Genomic DNA, 22,653 nt, shown 5'->3' with positions numbered 1-22,653 from the left:
CATCACCGACAGCCGACTCGCCCATGCCCAGCGCCAGCCCGGCGGCCGCCTACCAGCGCCAGATCTCACAGGAAAAACGCGATGCGATCCTCGACGCCGCGCTCGAATGTTTTCTCGATCGCGGCTTTTCCGGCACCAGCCTGAGCCGCATCGCGCGCGCCGCCGATGTGTCGACCGCCACGCTGTACCGACACTTCCCGAGCAAGGACGAGCTGTTCGCCCAGATCATCGAACGCCCGTTTCTCGACGCGTCGCCGGAGTCGCTGGCCGAGTTGCCGGCCGGCCAACCGCGGACGGTCCTGCCCGAGATCGCGCAGCACTACGCCCGGCTGATCCTGACGCCGCATTTTCATCCGCTCGTGCGCGCGCTGATCGCCGAGGCGCTGCGGCTGCCGGAAATGGGACACGCCTTGGAACAGCGCGGCCACGGCCCGTTTCTGGCTGCGGTCAAGGCATTCATCGAACGCGAGCACGCGCTCGGCACGCTGCGTGTCGCCGATCCCGGCCTCGCCGCGGAACAGTTTCTCGGCATGATTTCCAGCGTGGTTTTCTGGCCTCGCATGCTCAACGACGAACGCCGACCGTCGTCTGCCAAGGTACAACGTAGTTGTGACGAGGCCGCGGCCACATTCCTGGCGCGCTACGCCGTCGATTGACCGACAAAACCCGCCGGGCCCGGTTCGTTCGGAACCTCCGGACCGGCGGCATACTCAAAGCCGCAGAACCATGAGTTCGCGCGCACGCCCCGAAGCGGCGTCGATTCAGGCAGAATGCTGAACGAACGTCCGTTCACGAATCGGGCCGCGCCCGACACGAGATAACGATACGAAGGAGAGATGGAATGAGAGCATTGCTCTGCAAGCAGTTCGGCCCGCCGGAGACGCTGGTCGTCGAAGACATGCCCACGCCGGACGTCGGCGCCGATCAGGTGCTCATCGACGTGCAGGCCGCCGCGGTGAACTTTCCGGACAGCCTCATCATCGAAGACAAGTACCAGCTCAAGCCGGACCTGCCCTTCTCTCCCGGCGGCGAACTGTCCGGCACGGTTGCCGCCGTCGGCGACAACGTGAAGCATCTCAAGGCCGGCGACAACGTGATCGCGTTCACCGGCTTCGGTGCCATGGCCGAACAGATCGCGACCGACGCCAACCGCGTGATCCCGATGCCGGACGGCGTCGACCACGTGACGGCTTCCGCCTTCGTGATGACCTACGGCACGACCTATCACGCCCTGGCCGACCGCGCCGCGCTGAAGTCCGGCGAGAGCCTGCTGGTGCTGGGCGCCTCCGGCGGCGTGGGCCTGGCGGCGATCGAAATCGGCAAGGCGCTGGGCGCCCATGTGATCGCCGCCGCGTCGAGCACCGAGAAGCTGGACGTCTGCCGCGAGCACGGCGCGGACGAGGTCATCAACTACGTCGACGAAGACCTCAAGGACGCGATCAAGGCGCGTACCGATGGCAAGGGCGTGGACGTGGTCTACGACCCGGTCGGTGGCGACATGACCGAAAAGGCCCTGCGCGGCACCGCGTGGCGCGGCCGTCTGCTGGTGATCGGCTTCGCGGCCGGCACCATTCCGAAACCGCCCTTGAATCTGGCCCTGCTCAAGGGCTGCTCGATCGTCGGCGTATTCTGGGGTTCGTTCACCCAGCGCGAACCGGGAGAAAACCAGAAACAGCTCAAGACGCTGTTCAACTGGCTGGCGGAAGGCAAGCTGCGTCCGCACATCTCCGGAACCTATCCGCTGGCACGCGGGGGCGAAGCCATTCAGGCGCTGGCCTCGCGGTCGGTGTCGGGCAAGGTGGTGATCAAGCCGCAGGAATAGGCCGCGGCGGGATCCGGCCGCGCATGGCTCGGGCAGGGCCTGATTCGAGGTCCTGCCTGAGACCGCGTTCATTTCTTCGCATGCAGAGTCGCAAGCCTGCGGCTGATAATGACTCTAGACCAATCATCTAGGCGGATTTGAGCTTGGTGTTTCGCACTGCTGTGCGAGCCACTTTTATTTGCTCGCCCAAATAAAAGTAGCCAAAACAAAAGGCGCCCTGTCTTGCGCCGATGCTACGCATCGGTGCCCTGCGCCCAAGGGGACCCAGTACAGGCAAGCTAGTCTGTCGCTCGGTCAAGGTCGCGCCTTTTGTGTCGCATTAGGCGTTTGCCCAATCCGACTATAACGGAGGCGCAATCCAAATGGCGGCCAGTCGGGTTAGGTGACTCTCGCTGTGGGCCTGGCGTTTGTATTCAGGCCCGTTGCACGGGGACGGAGACACGGAGTGGCGACGGGTGTCCGGCGCACTGCGCCGGTGCGTACAGCATGTCTGAGGATCGCCAAAGCGATCCGAGTTCTGTACGCATCCCGTCGCCGCTGCGTGTCGGAGTGAACCGGCGCTTTGCGCCGGCGCTGTGCCCGGGTGTCCTTTTCCTTTGCTTACTTTCTTTTGGACAAGCAAAAGAAAGTGAGTCGCACTGCAGTGCGAAACAAAAGGAACGACAAACTCGTGAGTCGCCCAAAAGACTCGAAAGCCCAGTCCGCAGGCAAAACTCCGCGCCAGAAACACGCCAACTGTCACGAAACCGCAACCCACCCGTCATCGCGGGGTTATACACACACACCAGACTGCGCTTCCGTAAAAGCCGGTTTTCCTTATGACAACCGGCCGCCATCAGGAGACGCATGCGCATTGCCCTACTCACCGACGCGTGGCAGCCACAGATCAACGGCGTTGTCACCGCGCTGACCGCGCTGGTCGATGAACTCGAAAGCGCCGGCCACGATGTACTCGTGATTCACCCCGGCCTGTTCGTCACCGTCCCCTGCCCGACCTACAACGAGATTCGGCTCGCCGCCGCGCCGTTGCCCGGCGTGGCGCGACGCCTGCAACGCTTCGTGCCCGATGCCGTGCATATCGCGACCGAAGGCAGCGTGGGCCTGGCCGGCTGGTTGTACTGCCGTCTGCGCGGCTGGCGATTCACCACCTCGTTTCATACCCGGTTTCCGGAATACATCAACGCCCGCTGGCCGCTGATTCCGGTCGGGCTGGGCTATCGCGTGCTCAACGTATTCCACCGGCGCAGCGTGCGCACCATGGTCAGCACGCCGCCCATGGCGGACTATCTCGAAGACCGCGGCTTTGCGCGCCTCGCACTCTGGCGTCGCGGCGTGGATACACGGCTGTTTCGCCCCGTGACACCGGCGACACTCGATCTGGCCGGGCCGGTATTCATGTACTTCGGCCGTGTCGCCCCCGAAAAGAACGTCGAGGCGTTTCTCGAACTCGATCTGCCGGGCAGCAAGCTGGTGGTCGGCGACGGTCCCGCGCGGGCCGCGCTCGAACGCCGCTATCCGGATGCCTGCTTCGTCGGCATGCGTCTCGGCGAGGATCTGGTGCGGCATATCTGTGCGGCCGACTGCATGGTCTTTCCCAGTCGTACCGACACCCTCGGACTAGTGCTCATGGAAGCCATGGCTTGTGGTGTGCCGGTGGCGGCCTACCCGGTCACCGGCCCGAAACAGGTCGTGCAACAGCACGTCACCGGCGTGCTCGACGACGACCTGCGCGCCGCCGCGCGCGCCGCCATCGAGCTCGACGGCGTTGCCGGCCTGGCCTATGCCCGCGCGAACGGCTGGGCTGCATCGGCCGCGGAATTTGCCTCCCAACTGGCGCCGGCACGGCGCCCGCAGCTGCGTTTCGATCCCCCGGCACTGGAGGTCTGAAAATGAAGATACTGCTACTCGGCGGCGACGGTTTCTGCGGCTGGCCAACGGCGTTGCACCTGTCCGGCCAGGGCCACGACGTAACCATCGTGGACAACCTTTCACGCCGGCATATCGATAACGAACTCGGTGTGAGTTCGCTGACGCCGATCGCGCCGATTGACGTGCGGCTGAATGCCTGGAAACAGATCACCGGCCGCACCATCGCCGCGCTGCATATGGACGTGGCCCGCGAGTACGACCGGCTCGAAGCCACGATCGACCGCCTCGCGCCCGATGCCATCGTGCATTTCGCCGAACAGCGCTCGGCACCCTATTCCATGAAGCATGCCCGGGCGAAACGCTACACGGTCGAGAATAACCTCGCCGCGACCCAGAACGTGCTCTGTGCGCTGGTCGAGACCGGCGTGGATGCCCACCTGGTGCACCTGGGCACGATGGGGGTCTACGGCTACGGCGGCGGCCTGCGCATTCCCGAGGGCTATCTCACCGTCGAGGTGGACGACAGCACCGGCACGCGCACCCAGCGCGAGATCCTGTTCCCGCCGGACCCGGGCAGCATCTACCACATGACCAAGACCCAGGATCAGTTGCTGTTCTATTTCTACAACAAGAACGACGGCCTGCGGATCACCGATCTGCACCAGGGCGTGGTCTGGGGCACGCAGACCCGCGAGACGCGGCTGGACGAACGCCTGATCAACCGCTTCGACTACGACGGCGACTACGGCACCGTGCTCAATCGTTTTCTCATGCAGGCGGCGGTCGGCCACGATCTCACCGTGCACGGCCACGGCGGCCAGACCCGTGCCTTCATCCATATCCAGGACACGGTGCGCTGTATCGAGATGGCGATCGGCAACGCGCCGCAGCGTAACGAGCGTGTGCGCATCTACAACCAGATGACCGAAACCTGGCGCGTGGGCGAACTCGCCAGGCTGGTCGCCGACATGACCGGCGCACGAATCGCCTATCTGGACAATCCGCGCCGCGAGGCCGCCGAAAACGATCTGTGCGTGGACAACGCCTGTCTTCTCGATCTCGGACTCGAGCCCACCACTCTGCGTGGGAGCCTGTTGAACGAGATCATCGATATCGCCCAGCGCTATGCCGACCGCTGCGACGACGCGCGCATCGTGGCGACCTCGCAGTGGGTCCAGCCGCGCGAACAGCCGCGCCAGCGGGCCGCATCCTGAGGATTGCACAGCGCCGGCGCCGGGCCGGCATCGCGTTGCTGGCTGCGGTCGTTAATCCGGTTCACCCGGGACTGGCCTATACTGCCAATCCACCCGTGAACCGACTGTTTCGCCGTTGGAACTGAACGCCCGCTGGACGCCGGCCGCGCTGACCGCTGCGCTGCTGCTGCTGTACTTCACACCCTGGCTGACGCTGGGGGACGGGTCGTTGCCGTCCGGCTTCATGGTCACGCGTGGCGTACTCGATGCATTGGCGGGGCTCGAGCGGCCGTCCGCATCGGATACCGTGTCGCCGCTGCTCGCGTGGGCGGTCCCCGTGCTGGCGCTCGCCGCACTGGTGCAGTGCGCGCGCGGGCGCACGCGCTGGGCCGGGGCCTGCCTCGCCGGGGCGATACTCGCGATCATCGGACTGGGCCTTTGGCTCACGCCATTCGCCGGCCCGTCGCATCGCATGCCCCTCGACGTCACGCTGGCCGGCATGGCGGTTCTCGCCGCCGCCGTTGCGCTGATGGCGCTCTCGACACGGCGTATCGCGGACGACGCCCCCACCATAATCGAACGCCGGCGCCGCGACGGCGCGGTCGCGCTCGACGTGCTCCAGAATCGCTGGCGTCCGCTGAACCGGCTCCTGAGCGTCGTGGTCGATGCGGCGATCGTCTTCGGCGCGCTCGCGCTCTGGCTGGACACCCACTTTCCGGATATCGCGGTCCTGACCCTACTGCCCATCGCCGCCATCGCGATCATCACGATCGGCCTTACCGGGGCAGCCGCCAGCCTAACGGCCTCGCGACGCACGCCGCTGGCCCGAATCGTGATCGACGACACCACACTGACCGTAGTCGCCGGTGGCGATCGCGGCCGCTATCCACGGACCCATATCGGCGGCATCTACGTACGTCACGGCACCGCGGACGAGGTAGACGACTACTACAATCCGGAAAACCGGCGGCAGACGCTCACCCTGCCGGTGACCACGGTCAGCGAAGACACGCCGGAACCCAGCCCGGTCTCGGTCTTCGCGGACAGCAAGGCCCGTGTGGCGATGAACCTGCGCAACCGCACCGTCGTGCTCGCCCGCCATCTCACCGCGGATCAGGCCGGCGAACTGGTTCGCCGCCTGAAAATCCGGCTGCTGGACTGAGCGACCGATTGGTCGACCGCTGGCCGCGCTTCGGCGCTAGCAGGCCGGCATCAAGGCGTCGACATTGCTGACCACACGATCGCGCCCCTGCCGCTTGGCCTCGTAGAGTGCCCGATCAGCGTTATGCACCAGCACATCGATATCCGGGCTATCCCGGCCCGGGTCGAACGAAGACACGCCGATACTCACGGTCAGCGTAACCGGCCGGGTGTTGCGACCCGCCGGCTTGAACTCGTGAGCGGCCACGGCAGCACGCATGCGCTCGGCGATGCCACTGGCCACCGTTGCCGGGGTTTCCTGCAACAGCACCACGAACTCTTCTCCGCCATAGCGGGCAAAAAGATCACTTTCGCGAACCAGCGGCAAGACCGTGCGCACGACATAACGGATCGCTGCATCGCCGACGCGATGTCCATAGGTGTCGTTGATCGTCTTGAAGTGATCCACGTCGATGAATAGCAGGCATGCCGAATGCCCGTATCGACGATGCCGCTCCAGGCAACGTGCCGATTCGCTGAGGAAATGGCCGCGATTGGCAATCTGCGTGAGCCCATCGGTAATCGCCTGACGCTCCACCTGGCGGCGATACGAGAACACTTTCCAATAGAGATACTCGAAGGTCAGCAGAATGAACACAATGGGCACGAATCCCATCCACACATAGGCGCTGAACAGCGCCATATCCACGCCGAAGGACAGCCCGAGCATGCCCGCCACGGCAGGAAATATCGTCGGCATCAAAAGCACCAGCACGGCAAAACCGAACGGTTGGGCGAGTACGAGAAACGGCCCGAAGATATAGCCGTAGAGAATGCCGCCCATGCCATAGGAGCCGCCGCCATCAAGCATCGACAGAATCTTGAGAAACGTGATCTCGACGAACAGCGGCGCTAGCAAGGCGGCGATGCGGGCCTGCCTGGAATGAATATCCTCGCGACTGGCCACCACCCACGCGAGAACGGCCGATGCCTCGACCACACGCAACCAGGCCGCCTGCGAGGCGTTGATCGGATCGATCGCGTGATCCCAGATAATCGCGGCGCATAGAAAAACCGCGGCAAACAGAATCGCCAGGCGGCTGAAATCGCCAATATCCATGGCTTTCGCCGCCAGATACTCCGGGTCACGCGTGGCGCGCAGGAAATCGACCAGCCGGCGATAGTGCAGACGCCCGCTTACCGCCAGCAACGGGTAGCTCACCATGGCATGTGAGTCCTTAAGATCTGCTGTCGCCTCGTGCTCATCGGCGAGACGACAGGCCCGGCCGCACATCCGCGTGAACCCTGCGAACCGCTGTTAGCGCGGCCCTGGCAGCGGCTGTTCGCAACCGACGGCCCATTACGCAGCGGACACCGTCGTTGACTTCGGTCGCTGCCCCCTTCGCCCGGCGGCCGAAGCCATCGTTCGTACCGCAAGCCTACAACAGCAGTGCGACGAACACCCGCAACGCCCAACATGCATTCTTGCAAACGGCATCCAGTCGATGCCGTTTCGCATCACGACGGTGCCGTTCGAGCGCCGGCGTGGAGGTCAGTCGCTACGCGCCGGTATCCGCAAGGCGCGCGGCGAGCGCATTCAGCTGATCACGCCCGACGATATCGCGCGCGCTCTGGGCGACTTCGACGAGCTCGAAGTCGCGGAAGCGCTCGCGAATCTCGGTCAGATACTCGTTTTGCTGGGCCACACGTTCGGTAACGAAGGCGCTGGCATCGTCTGCCGGCCAGAGACGATTGACATAGAGCGCGCCGACCGGAATCTGCGTGTCGCGCAACTGTTCGATCACCCGTGCGGTTTCCTCGATCGGCAGGCGCTCGGCCTGAAGCACCGGGTGAAACACCGATTCCGCGTGGAGCCGCTTGCGCGCTTCGGCAAAACGCTCGGATCGCTGGCGCAGGCGGGCAAGCACGCGGTCTTCGCGGTCCGGCTCGGACACACCCGCCATCGTGCGCCACATGCCCTGCAGCTTGTTCACCCTGGCGCGCTGTTGTTGCAGGCCCTCGACCCAGGCGCCCAGCATCGACGGCAGGGTGAGCAGGCGCAGCGTGTGCCCACTCGGCGCGGTATCGAACACCACCTGATCGTACTGATCCGGGCACCAGGTCATGATCTGCGTGAAGCGGTCGAACAGCGCGGACTCGGCCGTACCCGGCGCCTGCACCGCGAGTTTCAGATGCCGATCCAGCGCCGGCAGAACCGCCTTGGAAACCGCCGATTCGGCGTCTTCACGGATACCCTCGACATAGGCTTTCGCGTCGGCCTCCGGGTCGATCTCCATGGCCCAGAGATTGTCGCCGGCGGCCGTCGGCTCGGCGGTCAGGCGGGTTTCCAGCAGATCGGATACCGAATGCGCCGGGTCCGTCGACACCAGCAGCGTGCGCTGGCCGGTGGCCGCCAGCCGCAGCGCGTTCGCCGCCGCGAGCGTCGTTTTGCCGACCCCGCCCTTGCCGCCGAACAGATAGAAACGCGTCGGTTCGTGGTGGTGATGCGCGTGCTGTGCGCCCGCCATCAGCAGCAGACACCCGCTTCCGGGAACGTCTCCATGCCCATGCGTTGATGCCAGCTGTGGAACGCCTCGATCAGATCGGGGTAAAGCTCGAGCGCGTAGTAGTCGGCCGGCCCCGGGATACCGAGCGCCTCCAGAAACAACAGCGCGACCAGCGCGTCTTCTTCCGAGCGCGCCTCACGGGCGATGCCGGCGCGCCACGGCGCCATGAACAGTTCGTCGTGATAGTCGGAGATGCGTTGCCACAGGCTCTTGTCGTTGGCCATGATCAGCTGCCTTTCGGACGATGCGTGTAAAGCGGCACGAGTGCCGCGGCTCAGGCGTCGAAGCGTAGCGCGACTCGATCGAGCACGGCGTTCACGACCGTTCGACTCTCCGGCAGCCGGCCGGAGAACAGGGTCTCGCCGTCGACCACGACCGCAATCGGCGCGCCGGCGCGCGCCATCGAACGCAGCGTCGCGCCAACACCCAGGCCGTTTTTGCGTGCAGCGCGCCAGATCGCCGGGTAGAGCCAGACGAAATTACGCGGATCGGCGACGACCAGGTCGAGATCCGGTGCGGCCTCGGCCAACGCCCGGTATATCTCACCGACCTGTTCCATGCGCGCACGGCTATGGCTGAAATCCGCCGCCTTGCCCAACTCGGTATGGCATTCGCCCAGTCGGCCACAGCAGCCGGAACCGCTGTGCTGGGAATCCTGCTCGCGCACCAGAATCGCCTGGTGCGAACGCACCCCTGCCCGAGGCCCGCGTCGGGCATGCGCGGGCAGGGAGGTCGGGCTCATCGGTCCGCGGTGGCCGCGCTCGGATTGGTGCGTTCGCGATTGAATGCCGTGAACGCCTCGACCGCGAGCCAGGCCGCCAGCACAAAGATGGCTGCGTCCATGACCAGCAGCAGCCAATCGCCCTTGGCGAAGAAATCGCCGAGGTTGAGGATCAGTGCCCAGGTGGTCATGAACAGCAGGAACACCAGCGGAATGAGTGCGGCCAGCGGGTTGCGGTTACGCGCGAGCAGCCACACGCCGATGATCGACAACGCGAGGCCGGCGGTCAGCTGGTTGGTGGTACCGAACAGCGTCCACAACCGGCCGAAGGCAAAGCCCTTGCCGCCGGCGCTCTCGCCGCCCGGCACGAGTGCCAGACCCAGCGGAATCAGCACCGCCAGCGTGGTCAGCACGTTGACACGCCCGGCCAGCGCCTTGATGCCGGCAAGTTCGCTGATCTCCTGAAGGATATAGCGCTGCAGGCGCACGCCGGTATCCATGGTCGTGCCGGCGAAGGTGATCACCACCACCGCGGCGAACGTCGCGCCCAGCGTGGCCGGGATACCGAGATTGCTCAGGAAGTGGCCGGTGCCGTTCACGAAGTTGCCCAGCGCACCGCCCGAGGCGGCGCCAAAGTCGGCGTAAGCGGCGTTCCAGTCGCCTGCCGCACCGAGGCCGGCCGTGCAGGCCAGGATGGCCGCCAGCGCCAGTGCGCCTTCGCCGAGTGCACCGCCGTAGCCGACAAAGCGCGCTTCCGGCTCCTTGTCGAGCTGCTTCGAGGTGGTGCCGGAAGCGACCAGGCTATGAAAACCGGAGATCGCGCCGCAGGCCACGGTGATGAACAGATAGGGGAACCAGTGCGGCGAGTTCGGCGCCACTTCGTTGACCGCCGGTGCGGCGACCGTGTCCCAGCCGACCAGCACACCGAGGAAGATCACGACCAGAGCAACGATCAGCTGCTGACCGTTGATGTAATCGCGCGGCTGCAGCAGCACCCACACCGGCAGGCGCGAGGCAATCCAGGTGTAGGCGAAGATCAGAATGATCCAGGTCGTGCGTACGGAAAGCCCCACGGCTTCGGCCAGCCCGTCGACATAAATCGGGTACGCCTGACCGATCGGGATCGCGATATAGAGCAGCAGCAGGCCAATGATCGACGGAATGATGATCGAGCGGCCCATGCGATAGGCCCACTGCCCGATGAAGACCGCGATCGGGATCACGATCAGTGCCGGAACGACCGCGCCGGGGTTGGCCTCGAAAAGGATCGCCATCACCACGCCGAATACGGCGTTCACCAGCGTGAGCAGGAAGAAGATGATCAGCAAGAAGAGCGTACTCGCACGGGCGGACACCACCTTGCCGGAGAGCGTGCCGATGTTCTGGCCGCGGTTGCGCGCGGAGACCACGATCGAGCCGAAGTCGTGCACGCCGGCAGCGAAGATGGTGCCAAGCACCACCCAGGTCAGCGCCGGCAACCAGCCCCAGTAGACGGCGATGGCCGGGCCCACGATCGGCGCCGCACCGGCCACCGACGTGAAGTGATGGCCAAGCAGCACATGCTTGTGCGTGGGCACGAAATCCACGCCGTCGCGCAGCTCGTTCGCGGGCGTGACGAAGTTGGGATCGAGCCGATAGACCTTTTCGGCGAGATAGCGCGAATAGAAACGGTAGGCGAGATAGAACGCCACCAGCGTGATCACGATCAACAGAAAAGCCGGCATATCGTTTCCCCTCGCTAACGCGCCTTTGAACGTCGGCGCTGGCTGATCAGCGAAATGCTAGCAACGCGCAGCATACCGACGCCACTCGACGAACGTATCAGGGAATTTTCTCTATACCGGCCGACGCTTGCCGTGACCGCATACCGCACATGCCGGGTCGTCGGGAATCTGCAGGCTGCGCCAGCGCTGGGTCTTGGCGTCGAGCGTGAGCACGCGCGCGGACAGCGTGTCCGGCATGCCGACGATGAGCTTGATCGCCTCCAGCGCCTGCAACGTGCCCACCAGGCCCGGCACCACGCCGAGCACACCGGCCTCCGCACAGGTGGGCGCGGCCCCGGCCGGCGGCGCGCTGGCGAACAGGCAGCGATAGCAGGGTGCCCCGCCAGCCGGGAATACGCCCACCTGCCCGGCAAAGCGCTCGACCGCGCCATAGACCAACGGAATGTGCGCGGCCACACAGGCATCGTTGACGGCATAGCGGGCATTGAAATTGTCGGAGCCATCGACGACCAGATCGTAGCCGGCGACCAGATCGGCGGCGTTGTCTTCGTTCACGCGCGCCTCGATCGGCTCGATGACGACGCTCGGATTGAGCGCATTCAACGTGGCCATCGCCGAGCGCACCTTGGGCTGGCCGACGCTGGCATCGCGATGCAGGATCTGGCGGTGCAGATTCGACCGATCGACCACATCGTGATCGACGATACCGATATGCCCCACCCCGGCGGCCGCCAGATAGAACGCCGCCGGCGAGCCGAGCCCACCGGCGCCGACGACCAGCACCCGCGCATCCCGCAGTTTCGTCTGCCCGGCTTCACCCACCTCAGGCAACGTCAGCTGGCGCGCATAGCGGGCGCGGTCCGCGTTGTCGAGCATGGCCGGTGTTTCGAACGCCAGGCCGGCATCCTTCCAGGCATCGAAGCCGCCTTCGACCGACCGCACGTCGGTATAACCCAGCCGCGAGAGCTGATCGGCGGCCAGAAGCGAGCGCGAGCCGGAGGCGCACAGCAACAGGATCGTCTGCTCGGGATCGCGCGCTTCCTGCTCCAGGCGCATCTCAAGAAAACCGCGACCCAGCGGTTTCGCGCCCACCGGCGTGCCCTGGGCGATCTCGTCGGCCTCGCGGATATCCACCAGCAGCGCGCCCTGGCGCGTCAGTTCGGCGGCCCGTTCGGCGTCGACCGGCGGCAGGCGCGTGCGCAGCGCGGCGATCTGGTCTTTAAGGCTCATGTGTCGTCGCCGTTGTCGTCGTTTTCGTCCGAGTCCAGCGCGTCGAGCCCGGCATCGTCCGTGCTGTCGTCGGCGGCCGCGCGATCAGCGCCGAGCTGGCCCGCCTCGTGCCAGCTTTTCGGCATCGTCTTCGAGGTGTTCGCGCCCATCGCGCTGAGCATCTCGGCCTGACGCACGAGGTTGCCGCGGCCTTCGGTGAGCTTGTTGCGCGCATCGGCAAAGGATTTGTTCACCGTGTCGAGGTTGCGCGACACCTTGTCGAGATCGCCGATGAAACCGACGAACTTGTCGTAGAGCGTACCGGCACGCGCCGCGATCGCCTCGGCGTTCTTCTCCTGCTTATCGAGACGCCAGAGGTTTTCCACGGCCCGCAGCATCGGCATGAGCGTGGTCGGCGACACCAACGCGATATTGGCGTCGAGCGCTTCGCGCTGGAGGTCGAAATCGCCGCGCAGCGCCTCGACATAGGCCGCCTCGGACGGGATGAACATGAACACATAGTCGAGCGTTCGGATCGCGGCGATGCCCTGATAGTTCTTCGCCGAAAGCTGCTTGAGATGACGGCGTACCGAATCGATATGCGCCTTGAGTGCCACGCGGCGAGCGGCTTCGTCATCGGCCTCGTGCACGCGCAGGTAGTCCACCAGCGAGACCTTGGAATCGATCACCAGACTGCGCTCGCCGGGCAGATGAACGACCGCGTCCGGCAGCTGGCGCTTGCCGTCTTCGGTGGTGGTCGAAAACTGGGTGTCGTACTGGGCGCCGCGTTCGAGGCCGGAGCGCTCCAGCACGGTTTCCAGGATCATCTCGCCCCAGTTGCCCTGGGTCTTGGACTCGCCCTTGAGCGCGTTGGTGAGGTTGGTCGCATCCTCGGCGATCGCCTTGTTGGACTGCTCCAGCATCTTCACCTGCTCGGCGAGCGCGCTGCGCTGGCGGTTCTCCGCGTCGTAGGCCTCCTTGACCTGTTTCTCGAACCGCCCGATATGGTCGCGCAGCGGGTTGATGAGCGGTTCGAGGCTGGCCTTGTTCTGCTCGGTGAAGGCTTTGCTCTTCTCTTCCAGAATTTCCTGCGACAGCGTCTTGAACTGGTGGGTGAGCGCCTCGCGCGCCTCGGTGAGCGTCTTGAGCTTTTCCTCGCTATTGCGGCGCTCGCCTTCCAGCCGGGTTTCCAGCCGCGCGTTTTCGCTGCGCGCATCGGCGAGCGTCTGGCGCGCGTCATCCAGCGCGCGGCGCGTTTCGGCCAGCGTGCTCGCCTGGGTATCAATCTCGCGCTGGGCGACGTCGCGCGCCGCAGCGAGCCGAGCCTGGGCGGAACGCGCCCACAGCGCGGCCAGCGCCGCGCCTATCAGCGTCCCCAGAATCAGCGCGGATACAATCAATACAATAGCTTGTGTGGTCATCGGCAGGCGCGGGCGCGGTCGGTACGAATTCGGTCTGTGCTCAGTCTAACGCTGCATCCAAGGCGGCGGCGGACCGGATCGAATCGCAGCCGATGCGGCGGCGCACCAAGCCAGCCGGGCGGCGCGTACAATGCGCGCTTGATTTCTCTGCTCGCGACGTTTTCGCGCCCATGATCCTGCAACTGCGCAATCTCCGGTTGGCCTACGGCACCCATCCGCTGCTCGACGATGCCGAGATCAGCATCGACCGCGGCGAGCGCGTCGCCCTCGTCGGGCGCAACGGCACGGGCAAGTCCACGCTCATGCGTATCGTCTCGCGCGAGATCGAGCCGGACGAGGTCACCCGCGAGCAGAAGCCCGACCTGCGTATCGCCCGGCTCGAACAGGAAGTCCCGGCCGGCACGTCCGGTGCGGTGTTCGACGTGGTGGCCGGTGGCCTGGGCGACGTGGGCGCGGCCCTGGCGCGTTTTCACGACCTCACGGCCCGCCTGTCGGCCGGCGAGGACGTGATGGACGCCTTCTCGAAGGCCCAGGCGCGCGTCGAGGCAATGGACGGCTGGACGCTCGCGCCGCAGGTCGAGTCCACCCTGTCGCGGCTGAACCTGGACGCGGACTGGCAGTTCGAGGCGCTATCCGGCGGTCAGAAACGCCGCGTGCTGCTGGCCCGCGCGCTGGTGCAGGAACCCGATCTGCTGCTGCTCGACGAGCCGACCAACCATCTGGATATCGCCGCCATCGCCCAGCTCGAAGAGATGCTGCTGGCCTGGAACGGTGCGCTGCTATTCATCACCCATGACCGCGCGTTTCTGAAAAATCTCGCCACCCGCATCATCGACCTCGATCGCGGCAAGCTCACCTCCTGGCCCGGCAACTACGACACGTTTACCGAAGGCAAGGAAAAGATGCTGGCCGACGAAGAGAAGGCCAACGCCTTGTTCGACAAGCGCCTGGCCCAGGAAGAAGTCTGGATCCGCCAGGGCATCAAGGCCCGGCGTACCCGTAACGAAGGCCGTGTACGCGCGCTGAAAGCCATGCGCGCCGAGCGCGCCGAGCGCCGCGAACGCGGCGGCAACGCCAATATCATCACCCAGGATGCCGCGCGTTCGGGCAAGCATGTGATCGTGGCCGAAAACCTGGCCTACACCTGGCGCGACGGCAACAACGAAAAACCGATCGTCAATAATCTGTCGACGGTGATCCAGCGCGGCGACAAGGTCGGCATCATCGGCCCCAACGGCTGTGGCAAGACCACGCTCATCAACCTGTTGCTTGGCCGTATCGAGCCCGATGCCGGCACCATCAAGCTCGGTACCAATCTCGATATCGCCCATTTCGATCAGCACCGCGCCGCGCTCGACGACTCCATCAGCGTGCTCGACAACGTGGCGCAGGGACGCTCCTCGATCACCATCAACGGCCAGGATCGGCACGTGATGAGTTATCTGCAGGACTTCCTGTTCTCGCCCAAACGCGCCCGCAGCCCGACGCATGTGCTCTCCGGCGGCGAACGCAATCGCCTGCTGCTGGCCAAGTTGTTCACCCGGCCCGCCAACCTGCTGATCATGGACGAGCCGACCAACGACCTCGACGTCGAAACCCTCGAATTGCTCGAGGAACGGCTGATGAACTACGAAGGCACCCTGCTGCTCGTCTCGCACGACCGTGCGTTCCTGGACAACGTGGTCACCAGCAGTCTGGTGTTCGAAGGCAACGGCAAGGTCAACGACTATGTCGGCGGCTATACCGACTGGCTGCGCCAGCGCCCGGCTGAGGCAGCCCCGGCCACCTCGATGACCAAACCTAAGACCGCCGCCTCGAAACCCGCGCCCGCCGCGCCCAAACCCAAGGCGCAGCCGGCCAATCCCCTGTCCAGCGCCGAGCGCAAGGAACTGCGCGCGTTGCCGGATATGATCGAGAAGCTGGAAGCCCGGATCGAGGGGCTCGAGGCGGAGTTCGCGAAGGCCGGCTTCTACGACCGGCCGGCGGACGAGATCAAGCGCAAGACCGAAGAGCTTGGCAAGGCGCAGGCCGATCTCGAGAACGCTTTGGAGCGTTGGGAGGCGCTGGAAGCGCGTCAGGGGTAAGGGCCAGCTCGCGTTGCAGCAAGAGTGGCTTACTCTCGGGCCGTAGACTGTTGGATCAAGCCACGAGTTTTAAACAGCGCACGAGTTTATCGTTCCTTTGGTTTCGCACTGCTGTGCGACTCACTTTCTTTTGCTTGTCCAAAAGAAAGTAAGCAAAGGAAAAAGACACCCGGGTTGCGCGCCGGCACTTCGTGCCGGTGCACTGCGATGCTCGGCCCGAAGGGATGCGGCCAGAACTCGGATCGCTTTGGCGATCCTCAAACAGCTGGCCGCACCGGCGCATGCGCTGGACACCCTTCGGCCCTGCGCTTCTCGTCGCGCCACACGGGACCCGAATACAGGCGCGACCACTGAACCTCTGTAGTTGAAATGGTGATCGAGTAGACGTTGAAGCGTTTGGCTGCGTTCCGGTCGGACTCGCCTGCGGCATTGTCCGACCAAAGATCGCTTTGCGATCTTGGCGAAGCGTCAGCGAGCCGGTCTTGAGTCTGTATTCGGTCCCCTTGGGCGCAGCGCCGAGCAGTGGAGGCCGAAAGAGATAAAGACAGCCGGATGTTTGAGTCGCGCGTAGCGCGGCGAGTTTCCGGCTGTCCTCTTTCGGCCGCAGCCGCGCAGGGCATCGGCGCAAAGCGCCGACGCAAGACAGGGTGTCCTTTTCCTTTGCTTACTTTCTTTTGGACAAGCAAAAGAAAGTGAGTCGCGCAGCAGCGCGAAACCCCAAGTAAAAATTCACCCGCGCAGTTGACCCAAACACTCATGACCTCCGACTACAAAGCGTTAGCCTCTAACCCAATGAACACAGAGCTACCGCACACAAAAAAGCCGGCAGCTCTTCCGAACCGCCGGCTCTCCAAGACCTGTCTACGAAATCAGGCCGCGTCGTTCGGCCGGTTGGCCTCAGCCTCGATCTGAATCTCGACTTCATCCGCCACCAGCGGAATGAAAGCGTCCATGCCGAAGTCACTGCGTTTGATCTCGGTCTCGGCCGAAAAACCGCAGGTGTATTTCTTGTCATCCATCGGATTGACCATGCAGACGATATCGTCGACGTCGAGCGTAACGGGCTTGGTGACGCCATGCAGGGTCAACTCGCCCTGGACCGTGGCTTCGTCGTCGCCGTCGAACGTCACGCGGCTGGAAACAAAACGCATCTCCGGATACTTGTCGACCTCGAAGAAGCCTTCCTTGTCGCGCAGATGCTCGTCGCGTTTTTCATGGCCGGTATCCACGCTGGCCGGATCCATCGTGACTTCGACACGGCTGGTATCGCCGTCACGATCCATCACGATCTCGCCGCCGGTGACGTCGATACGACCGTGCATGGTGGACAAGCCCATGTGGCCGATCTCGAAGTTGCCATAAGTATGGGACGGGTCGATGGTGTAGGTTTCGGCGGCGCTGGCGGTGCCGGCGACAAGGCCGGCCGAGGCCAGGCCGAGCAATATTTTGTGCATCCAAATCACTCCTTTGCGGTTGATCCACCCATGGCGGGCGACGCATCCGAGTCTAGCGTATTTTCGATTACGCGCATTGCACCGGCCTCGACTCGCGAACCCGCCATCATCCGCTTTGCGCAACCCGGCGTAGACCGCCGTTCATTCCATTCGTCGAACGAGCTGCTGCATGCCCGAAGGTCCGGAAATCAAGCGCATGGTGGACGATATCGATCGCGCCGTCGGGCACGGGCCGGCACATTCGGTTTTCTTTGCGTTCGAGCGCTACAAGCGATTCGAGCCGACACTGGCGGGCCGCCCCATTGCCGCAGTCGAAGCACGCGGCAAGGCAGTGCTCGTGTTCTTTGCGGCGAGCGACAACGACGGCCCGTGGTGCGTCTACAGCCATAACCAGCTGTACGGCCAGTGGCGTATCGGCCGCGCCGATCGCCAACCGAATACGCGACGACAGCTGCGATTCGCCATCGTCGGCGCAGAACGCGCCGCGCGACTCTATAGCGCTTCGGATATTCGCGTGGTGAGGCCCGGGGCGCTCGAAGACGTTCCCTATCTCGCGAAGCTCGGCCCGGACCCGCTGAATGATACGTCGGTCGACGATGCGGCACTCGCGCGCCGGCTCGACGATAAGCGCTTCGCCGGCCGCGCGCTGGGCGGGCTGTTGCTGGACCAGCAGTTCATTGCCGGCATCGGCAATTATCTACGCTCGGAGATTCTGTTCGAGGCGGGCCTGCACCCGGCACGCAAGCCACGCACGCTGTCAGACCCGGAACGCGCACGTCTGAGCACTGCCATCCGCGTGCTGATCGAGCGCGCCTACCGGCTCAAGGGCATCACCAACGATCCGCAGCGCGCCGAACGCCTGAAAGCCCAGGGCAAGCGTTTCGGTGCCCGCCGACATATGGTCTTCGGGCGCGCCGGCCAGCCCTGTTACGAATGCGGCTCGACGATCGAAAAGCACACCGTTGCCGGCCGCCGTCTCTATCGCTGCCCGCGCTGCCAGCCGGCTAGTTGATGAGGGTGAACACGAAATAGCCCGCCAGGCCTGCGGGCAAGAGCCCCGCGAGTACCCAGAAGCCGTCGCGGCCGGTCAGGCCCAGGCCCATGAGCGCAATGGCAAACGCGGGCGCGGCCGCCGCGAAGGGAATGATCTCGAGCGGAATCATGCAGGCGCCGAGCGCGACGCAGGCGACGCCGATCAGGCGCGTGGATGCGCCCTCGACCAGTATATGCAGGCGCGGACGCACCAGCCGGTCGAGACGCCGCGTCCAGGGGATCAGGCGTCGCGAGACCTGCTTGTAGCGGTGGCGTTCGATCGACAGCTCACGCAGTTTGGCCGGCAGCCAGGGGTAGTCTTTTCCGAACACGAGCTGTGTGGACACCAGCGCGATCGAGATACCGCACACGCTCGGAATGCCGGGCACTGCACCGGTCGGCAGCGCCGCGATCAGCGCAAACATGAGCACCAGCGGCCCGTAGCCGCGCTCGCCGATGACGGTGAGAATCTCGCCGATCGACAGACGATCGCTGGCGCCCGCGTCGCTCGGCGTCGAATCCAGCGATTCGAGCAGCGCGGTGAGTGTCGTGGCTTCGCCCATGCGGGGCTTCTTTGCAAGGTCTGAATGGGCGTCAGACTAGCATGGGCGGGCGATGTTCCCTGCTCGAGGCCCGCGTTCACAGCATGCGTTGCACACGTCGTTTATTGTATGGGGCACATATTTCCGGATGGAAACCGCCATGCAGTACAAACGCCTCGGCCGAACCGGCACGAAAGTCTCACCGCTATGCCTCGGCACCATGACCTACGGCACGCCCGCGTGGCGCGAATGGGTCCTCGATGAACAGGCCAGTCGCCCGTTCCTCAAGCAGGCACTGGACGCCGGCATCAATTTCTTCGACACCGCCGACATGTATTCGCGGGGCGAATCCGAGCGGGTGGTGGGCAAGGCGCTGACCGAGTACGCCAGGCGCGACGACTTTGTGCTCGCCACCAAGGTCTTCATGCCGATGGGCGACGGGCCCAACGATCGCGGTCTGTCGCGCAAGCACATCATGTCCGCCATCGACGGCTCGCTGGAGCGGCTCGGCACCGATCATGTCGATCTCTATCAGATCCATCGCTGGGACTACGACACGCCCATCGAAGAAACCATGGAAGCGCTGCACGATGTGATCAAAGCCGGCAAGGCGCGGTATATCGGCGCGTCCTCCATGTATGCCTGGCAGTTCGCCAAGGCCCAGCGGGTTGCCGAGCGCAATGGCTGGACGCCGTTCGTGACCATGCAGCCCATGTATAACCTCGTCTATCGCGAGGAAGAGCGTGAAATGCTGCCGCTATGCGCCGATCAGGGCGTGGGCGTGATTCCCTGGAGCCCGCTCGCCCGCGGTGTGCTCGCTGGCAAGACCACCCAGGGCGAAGGCGGCGAGAGCACCCGTGCAAAGACCGACGAAAACACCCGCAAGTGGCAGCTCGGCGGCGAGATCGATACCCCGGTGATCGAGGCGCTGCGCGAGGTCGCGAACGCCCGCGGCGCGGCCATGGCACAGGTCGCGCTGGCCTGGGTGGCATCCAACCCGAGGGTCACGGCGCCTATTGTCGGTGCCAGCAAGGCGCATCATCTCGACCAGGCGATCGAAGCGATCGATATCCAACTGACCGCCGACGAAAAGGAGAAACTGGAAGCGCCCTACGCGCCCCACCCGATCGCCGGGCACAACTAGGACGGCCTCGGGACCGGACCGACGAACGCCGGGCCGCGCGCCCGGCGCATCGCCATCAACCGGCCGCGGCGCGGATCCGGCGGAGCAGTTCGTGGGTGGGGTAGCCGTCGGCGATCATGCCGTTGGCGCGCTGGAACGCGCGCAGCCCGGCCCGGGTGTTCGGGCCCATAATGCCGTCCGGCGTGCCCGTGCCGTGGCCGAGCCGGTTCAAAAGACGCTGCATCTCACGGATCTCGGTGCGTGACAGGCTCGCGAGCGTGCGTGGCCAGTCGCCCTGCACGCCCGGCTGGCCGGCCAGCCGATCGGAAAGCAGGCCCACCGCCAGCGCATAGCTGGTGGCGTTGTTGTAACGCAAAATGGTGCGGAAATTGGGGCCGACCATGAACGCCGGTCCGTGGTCGCCGGCGGGCGCGATGATCGACGCCGACTCGAACGCCGGCAGGCCACGCGTATCGACAGCGCGCACGCCGGCCGCGCGCCATGCTTCGGTCGAGCGACGGGTATCGAGCTCGGCCCGTGCATAGTCGAAGTTAGGCGGCAACACGACCTCGCGCCCCCAGGTGGACCCGCGCTGCCAGCCGTTGGATTTCAGGTAATTGGCGGTGGATCCCATGACATCGGCGATGCTGTTCCAGATATCGCGCCGGCCGTCGCCATCCTCGTCCACCGCGTAGGCGTTGAAGCTGGTGGGAATGAACTGGGTATGGCCCATGGCGCCGGCCCAGGAGCCGCGCATGCGATCGCGGTCGATATCGCCGTTGGCCAGGATCTCGAGCGCGGCATAAAGTTGCTCTTCGGCAAATCGCGTGCGCCGACCGTCGTAGCCCAGTGTGGCCAACGCGTCGATGGTTTCGTAGCTGCCGAAATTGCCGCCGTAGTTGCTTTCCACGCCCCAGATGGCGCCGATGATGGTGCGCGGCACACCATAATGCCGCTCGACTTCGCGACCGATCGCATCGTGGGTGGCCAGTTTGTCCCGGCCCTGCCGCACGCGCGTGTCCGATACGGCACTGTCGAGATAACCCCAGATCGCGCGGGTGAATTCGGGCTGGCGACGATCCAGCTCGATGATGCGCGGCTGGAAAGTCGCGCGATCGAAGGCTTCGTCGAGCACCTGCCGCGACACGCCACGCGCGCTTGCCCGCTGACGAAACGAGCTGACCCAGGCATCGAAGCCGTTGCTATCGCGAACCGTACTCGCAGCGGCCGGCGGCGCTGACATGCGCATCTCGGACGCGGATGTCGTCGCGGCTGGCGTGTTCGCCGTATTCGTGGGCGTGCTCTGCGATGTCGCGCTCGCCACGGGCTCGGACGCGCATGCGGCCACCGTGAGACAAAACACGGGCACGAGAAGATGACGGGGCTGAATCGGCATGGTCGAGCGTCTGATCGGGCGGGCGTTGCCAGTGTCCGGCAAGCCGCGCGCGGATTCAATCGTCATTAACGGCCACGACCGCGCCATGCCCGCAGCGACGATATGAGGCGTTTCAGACCGCGGCGCCGGCGGCCTGCGCGGAGGCCCAGGCCCATTGGAAATTGTGGCCGCCGAGATGGCCGGTCACATCCACCACTTCGCCGATGAAGTAGAGCCCGGGCACGTCCCGCGCTGCCATGGTCGCCGAGGACAGCGCGTCGGTATCGACCCCACCGATCGTGACCTCGGCCGTGCGGTAGCCTTCGGTGCCGTCGGGCACGAACCGCCAGGCCGACAGCCGATCGGCGAGCGTGGTGCAGGCGCTGTCGTCGAGTTGACGCAGACGCGGGTTACCGAGCCCCTCGGCGCCCAGTTCGTTGCACAGACACTGGGCGAGACGGCGCGGCAAACGCTGCGCGAGTATTGTTGCCAGTCGCGCATCGGGTCGCGCGCTCCGGCGTTCGTCGAGCCACGTCTCTATGTCCGCGCCCGCAAACCAGTCCACTTCGACGCTATCGCCGGGCTGCCAGTAAGAGGACACCTGCAGCATGGCCGGCCCGCTCAGGCCACGATGGGTAAACAGCATGCCCGCCTCGAACAGTGCGTCGTTACAGCCGGCCTCGACATCGAGGCCGACGCCCGACAGCGCACCGAATGCCGCCTGCCGGCCTTCCGCAAAAGTGAACGGCACGAGCGCGGCACGCGTCTCGCGCACCGGCAAACCGAACTGTCGCGCGATGCGATAGCCGACGCCGCTGGCCCCCATTTTCGGTATCGACAACCCGCCGGTCGCCACCACCAGCGATTGCCCGCGAAAGCGGCCTTTGTCGGTCTCGACGACATAGCCGCCCGCGCCGTGCTCGACGGCTTCGACCGCGGCACGCACATGAATCTGCGCGCCCGCCGCAGCGCATTCGTCCAAGAGCATGGTCACGATCTGCCTGGACGACTTGTTGCAGAACAGCTGACCCTTCTCCTTCTCGTGGTAGGCAATATCGTGGGCGTCCACCAGCGCGATGAAATCGGCCGGCGTGTAGCGCGCCAGCGCCGACTTGCAGAAGTGCGGATTCGCCGACAGAAAATTTTCCGGCGTGCTGTAGACGTTGGTGAAATTGCACCGCCCCCCACCGGACATGAGAATCTTCTTGCCGCAGCGTTTGCTGCCCTCGAGGACCACGGTGCGCCGGCCCCGTGACGCGGCCACCGCCGCGCACATCAATCCCGCAGCGCCGCCGCCAAGGACGATGACGTCGTAGTTCGCAGCCGCGTTCATCGCGGTTTTCCACGGTCGCGCGCGCCGGCTGTTCGCCCCATGTG

Annotated in this window: 20 protein-coding genes; 9 read left to right on the top strand and 11 right to left on the bottom strand. The window is 65.0% G+C overall.

Annotated elements, in window-relative coordinates; translation table 11 throughout:
• Positions 1-23: 23 nt before the first annotated feature.
• The 5 genes from J7355_RS05545 to J7355_RS05525 all read left to right on the top strand — a co-directional run bounded on the left by J7355_RS05545 (position 24) and on the right by J7355_RS05525 (position 6,046).
• Complete coding sequence (locus J7355_RS05545) at positions 24-656, top strand: TetR/AcrR family transcriptional regulator (protein WP_209060685.1); 633 nt, start codon at positions 24-26, stop codon at positions 654-656.
• A gap of 185 nt (positions 657-841) precedes the next feature.
• On the top strand, positions 842-1,822 hold the full coding sequence (locus tag J7355_RS05540) for an NADPH:quinone oxidoreductase family protein (RefSeq protein WP_209060684.1): 981 nt from the start codon (positions 842-844) through the stop codon (positions 1,820-1,822).
• Between the two features lie 846 nt (positions 1,823-2,668).
• Entirely contained in the window at positions 2,669-3,709 is a 1,041-nt protein-coding gene (locus tag J7355_RS05535; protein WP_209060683.1) for a glycosyltransferase family 1 protein, read from the top strand.
• Between the two features lie 2 nt (positions 3,710-3,711).
• Positions 3,712-4,905, top strand: coding sequence for an NAD-dependent epimerase/dehydratase family protein (locus J7355_RS05530; RefSeq protein ID WP_209060681.1), 1,194 nt, complete (start codon positions 3,712-3,714; stop codon positions 4,903-4,905).
• A gap of 115 nt (positions 4,906-5,020) precedes the next feature.
• Positions 5,021-6,046 carry a hypothetical protein gene (locus tag J7355_RS05525; protein ID WP_209060679.1) on the top strand — a complete coding sequence of 342 codons (1,026 nt, stop codon included), beginning with the start codon at positions 5,021-5,023 and terminating at the stop codon, positions 6,044-6,046.
• A gap of 36 nt (positions 6,047-6,082) precedes the next feature.
• Here J7355_RS05525 and J7355_RS05520 read toward each other — a convergent pair whose 3' ends face one another.
• From J7355_RS05520 to rmuC, 7 genes are all read right to left on the bottom strand, one after another.
• Positions 6,083-7,249: a GGDEF domain-containing protein gene (locus J7355_RS05520; RefSeq protein WP_209060672.1), complete on the bottom strand. Its 1,167-nt coding sequence runs from the start codon at positions 7,247-7,249 to the stop codon at positions 6,083-6,085.
• Between the two features lie 334 nt (positions 7,250-7,583).
• Positions 7,584-8,552, bottom strand: a complete 969-nt coding sequence (locus J7355_RS05515; RefSeq protein WP_209060670.1) for a TRC40/GET3/ArsA family transport-energizing ATPase — start codon at positions 8,550-8,552, stop codon at positions 7,584-7,586.
• Positions 8,552-8,815 carry a cory-CC-star protein gene (locus tag J7355_RS05510; RefSeq protein WP_209060669.1) on the bottom strand — a complete coding sequence of 88 codons (264 nt, stop codon included), beginning with the start codon at positions 8,813-8,815 and terminating at the stop codon, positions 8,552-8,554. The genes J7355_RS05515 and J7355_RS05510 overlap by 1 nt, the downstream gene beginning before the upstream one ends.
• A gap of 50 nt (positions 8,816-8,865) precedes the next feature.
• Positions 8,866-9,333 (bottom strand): hypothetical protein, encoded by a 468-nt coding sequence (locus J7355_RS05505; RefSeq protein WP_209060667.1) that lies wholly within the window; start codon positions 9,331-9,333, stop codon positions 8,866-8,868.
• Entirely contained in the window at positions 9,330-11,036 is a 1,707-nt protein-coding gene (locus J7355_RS05500) for a carbon starvation protein A (protein WP_209060665.1), read from the bottom strand. Before J7355_RS05500 ends, J7355_RS05505 begins: the two co-directional genes overlap by 4 nt.
• 111 nt (positions 11,037-11,147) lie before the next feature.
• Positions 11,148-12,266, bottom strand: coding sequence for a molybdopterin-synthase adenylyltransferase MoeB (gene moeB, locus J7355_RS05495; RefSeq protein ID WP_209060664.1), 1,119 nt, complete (start codon positions 12,264-12,266; stop codon positions 11,148-11,150).
• Positions 12,263-13,645 (bottom strand): DNA recombination protein RmuC, encoded by a 1,383-nt coding sequence (gene rmuC, locus J7355_RS05490; protein WP_209060662.1) that lies wholly within the window; start codon positions 13,643-13,645, stop codon positions 12,263-12,265. The genes moeB and rmuC overlap by 4 nt, the downstream gene beginning before the upstream one ends.
• A 191-nt stretch (positions 13,646-13,836) precedes the next feature.
• Between rmuC and J7355_RS05485 the strand changes: the two genes are divergently transcribed.
• Positions 13,837-15,750, top strand: a complete 1,914-nt coding sequence (locus J7355_RS05485; RefSeq protein WP_209060660.1) for an ATP-binding cassette domain-containing protein — start codon at positions 13,837-13,839, stop codon at positions 15,748-15,750.
• An 869-nt stretch (positions 15,751-16,619) separates the two neighbouring features.
• Here the strand turns inward: J7355_RS05485 and J7355_RS05480 are convergent.
• A complete protein-coding gene (locus J7355_RS05480; protein WP_209060656.1) occupies positions 16,620-17,204 on the bottom strand; it encodes a YceI family protein in 585 nt (194 codons plus the stop codon).
• A 169-nt stretch (positions 17,205-17,373) separates the two neighbouring features.
• On the opposite strand from J7355_RS05480, the gene nei reads away from it, so the two are divergent.
• Entirely contained in the window at positions 17,374-18,216 is an 843-nt protein-coding gene (gene nei, locus J7355_RS05475; protein WP_209060655.1) for an endonuclease VIII, read from the top strand.
• Here the strand turns inward: nei and J7355_RS05470 are convergent.
• The gene (locus tag J7355_RS05470; RefSeq protein ID WP_209060654.1) at positions 18,209-18,799 is read right to left on the bottom strand and encodes an exopolysaccharide biosynthesis protein; all 591 of its coding nucleotides are present in this window, start codon (positions 18,797-18,799) and stop codon (positions 18,209-18,211) included. The two genes, nei and J7355_RS05470, sit on opposite strands and share 8 nt — an antisense overlap.
• A gap of 139 nt (positions 18,800-18,938) precedes the next feature.
• Between J7355_RS05470 and J7355_RS05465 the strand changes: the two genes are divergently transcribed.
• A complete protein-coding gene (locus J7355_RS05465; RefSeq protein ID WP_209060653.1) occupies positions 18,939-19,922 on the top strand; it encodes an aldo/keto reductase in 984 nt (327 codons plus the stop codon).
• Between the two features lie 55 nt (positions 19,923-19,977).
• On the opposite strand, the gene J7355_RS05460 is transcribed toward J7355_RS05465, so the two are convergent.
• Positions 19,978-21,144 (bottom strand): lytic murein transglycosylase, encoded by a 1,167-nt coding sequence (locus J7355_RS05460; protein WP_247739786.1) that lies wholly within the window; start codon positions 21,142-21,144, stop codon positions 19,978-19,980.
• On the opposite strand from J7355_RS05460, the gene J7355_RS17660 reads away from it, so the two are divergent.
• Positions 21,143-21,280, top strand: coding sequence for a hypothetical protein (locus J7355_RS17660; protein ID WP_247739785.1), 138 nt, complete (start codon positions 21,143-21,145; stop codon positions 21,278-21,280). The genes J7355_RS05460 and J7355_RS17660 overlap by 2 nt on opposite strands.
• 129 nt (positions 21,281-21,409) lie before the next feature.
• Here the strand turns inward: J7355_RS17660 and J7355_RS05455 are convergent, their stop codons facing one another.
• Complete coding sequence (locus J7355_RS05455) at positions 21,410-22,609, bottom strand: NAD(P)/FAD-dependent oxidoreductase (protein WP_209060649.1); 1,200 nt, start codon at positions 22,607-22,609, stop codon at positions 21,410-21,412.
• Positions 22,610-22,653: the final 44 nt, after the last annotated feature.

It is taken from the genome of Endozoicomonas sp. G2_2 (assembly GCF_017744135.1).
Lineage (GTDB): Bacteria > Pseudomonadota > Gammaproteobacteria > Nevskiales > Salinisphaeraceae > Salinisphaera.
The sequence above is the reverse complement of the archived record's forward strand: the minus strand, read 5'-3'. Positions and strand labels throughout refer to the sequence as shown.

Coding starts and splice junctions, on each gene's coding strand:
- J7355_RS05545 (WP_209060685.1), top strand. CDS start 24: ATGCCCAGCGCCAGCCCGGCGGCCGCCTACCAGCGCCAGATCTCACAG.
- J7355_RS05540 (WP_209060684.1), top strand. CDS start 842: ATGAGAGCATTGCTCTGCAAGCAGTTCGGCCCGCCGGAGACGCTGGTC.
- J7355_RS05535 (WP_209060683.1), top strand. CDS start 2,669: ATGCGCATTGCCCTACTCACCGACGCGTGGCAGCCACAGATCAACGGC.
- J7355_RS05530 (WP_209060681.1), top strand. CDS start 3,712: ATGAAGATACTGCTACTCGGCGGCGACGGTTTCTGCGGCTGGCCAACG.
- J7355_RS05520 (WP_209060672.1), bottom strand. CDS start 7,249: ATGGTGAGCTACCCGTTGCTGGCGGTAAGCGGGCGTCTGCACTATCGC.
- J7355_RS05515 (WP_209060670.1), bottom strand. CDS start 8,552: ATGGCGGGCGCACAGCACGCGCATCACCACCACGAACCGACGCGTTTC.
- J7355_RS05510 (WP_209060669.1), bottom strand. CDS start 8,815: ATGGCCAACGACAAGAGCCTGTGGCAACGCATCTCCGACTATCACGAC.
- J7355_RS05505 (WP_209060667.1), bottom strand. CDS start 9,333: ATGAGCCCGACCTCCCTGCCCGCGCATGCCCGACGCGGGCCTCGGGCA.
- J7355_RS05500 (WP_209060665.1), bottom strand. CDS start 11,036: ATGCCGGCTTTTCTGTTGATCGTGATCACGCTGGTGGCGTTCTATCTC.
- moeB (WP_209060664.1), bottom strand. CDS start 12,266: ATGAGCCTTAAAGACCAGATCGCCGCGCTGCGCACGCGCCTGCCGCCG.
- J7355_RS05485 (WP_209060660.1), top strand. CDS start 13,837: ATGATCCTGCAACTGCGCAATCTCCGGTTGGCCTACGGCACCCATCCG.
- J7355_RS05480 (WP_209060656.1), bottom strand. CDS start 17,204: ATGCACAAAATATTGCTCGGCCTGGCCTCGGCCGGCCTTGTCGCCGGC.
- nei (WP_209060655.1), top strand. CDS start 17,374: ATGCCCGAAGGTCCGGAAATCAAGCGCATGGTGGACGATATCGATCGC.
- J7355_RS05470 (WP_209060654.1), bottom strand. CDS start 18,799: ATGGGCGAAGCCACGACACTCACCGCGCTGCTCGAATCGCTGGATTCG.
- J7355_RS05465 (WP_209060653.1), top strand. CDS start 18,939: ATGCAGTACAAACGCCTCGGCCGAACCGGCACGAAAGTCTCACCGCTA.
- J7355_RS17660 (WP_247739785.1), top strand. CDS start 21,143: ATGCGCATCTCGGACGCGGATGTCGTCGCGGCTGGCGTGTTCGCCGTA.
- J7355_RS05460 (WP_247739786.1), bottom strand. CDS start 21,144: ATGTCAGCGCCGCCGGCCGCTGCGAGTACGGTTCGCGATAGCAACGGC.
- J7355_RS05455 (WP_209060649.1), bottom strand. CDS start 22,609: ATGAACGCGGCTGCGAACTACGACGTCATCGTCCTTGGCGGCGGCGCT.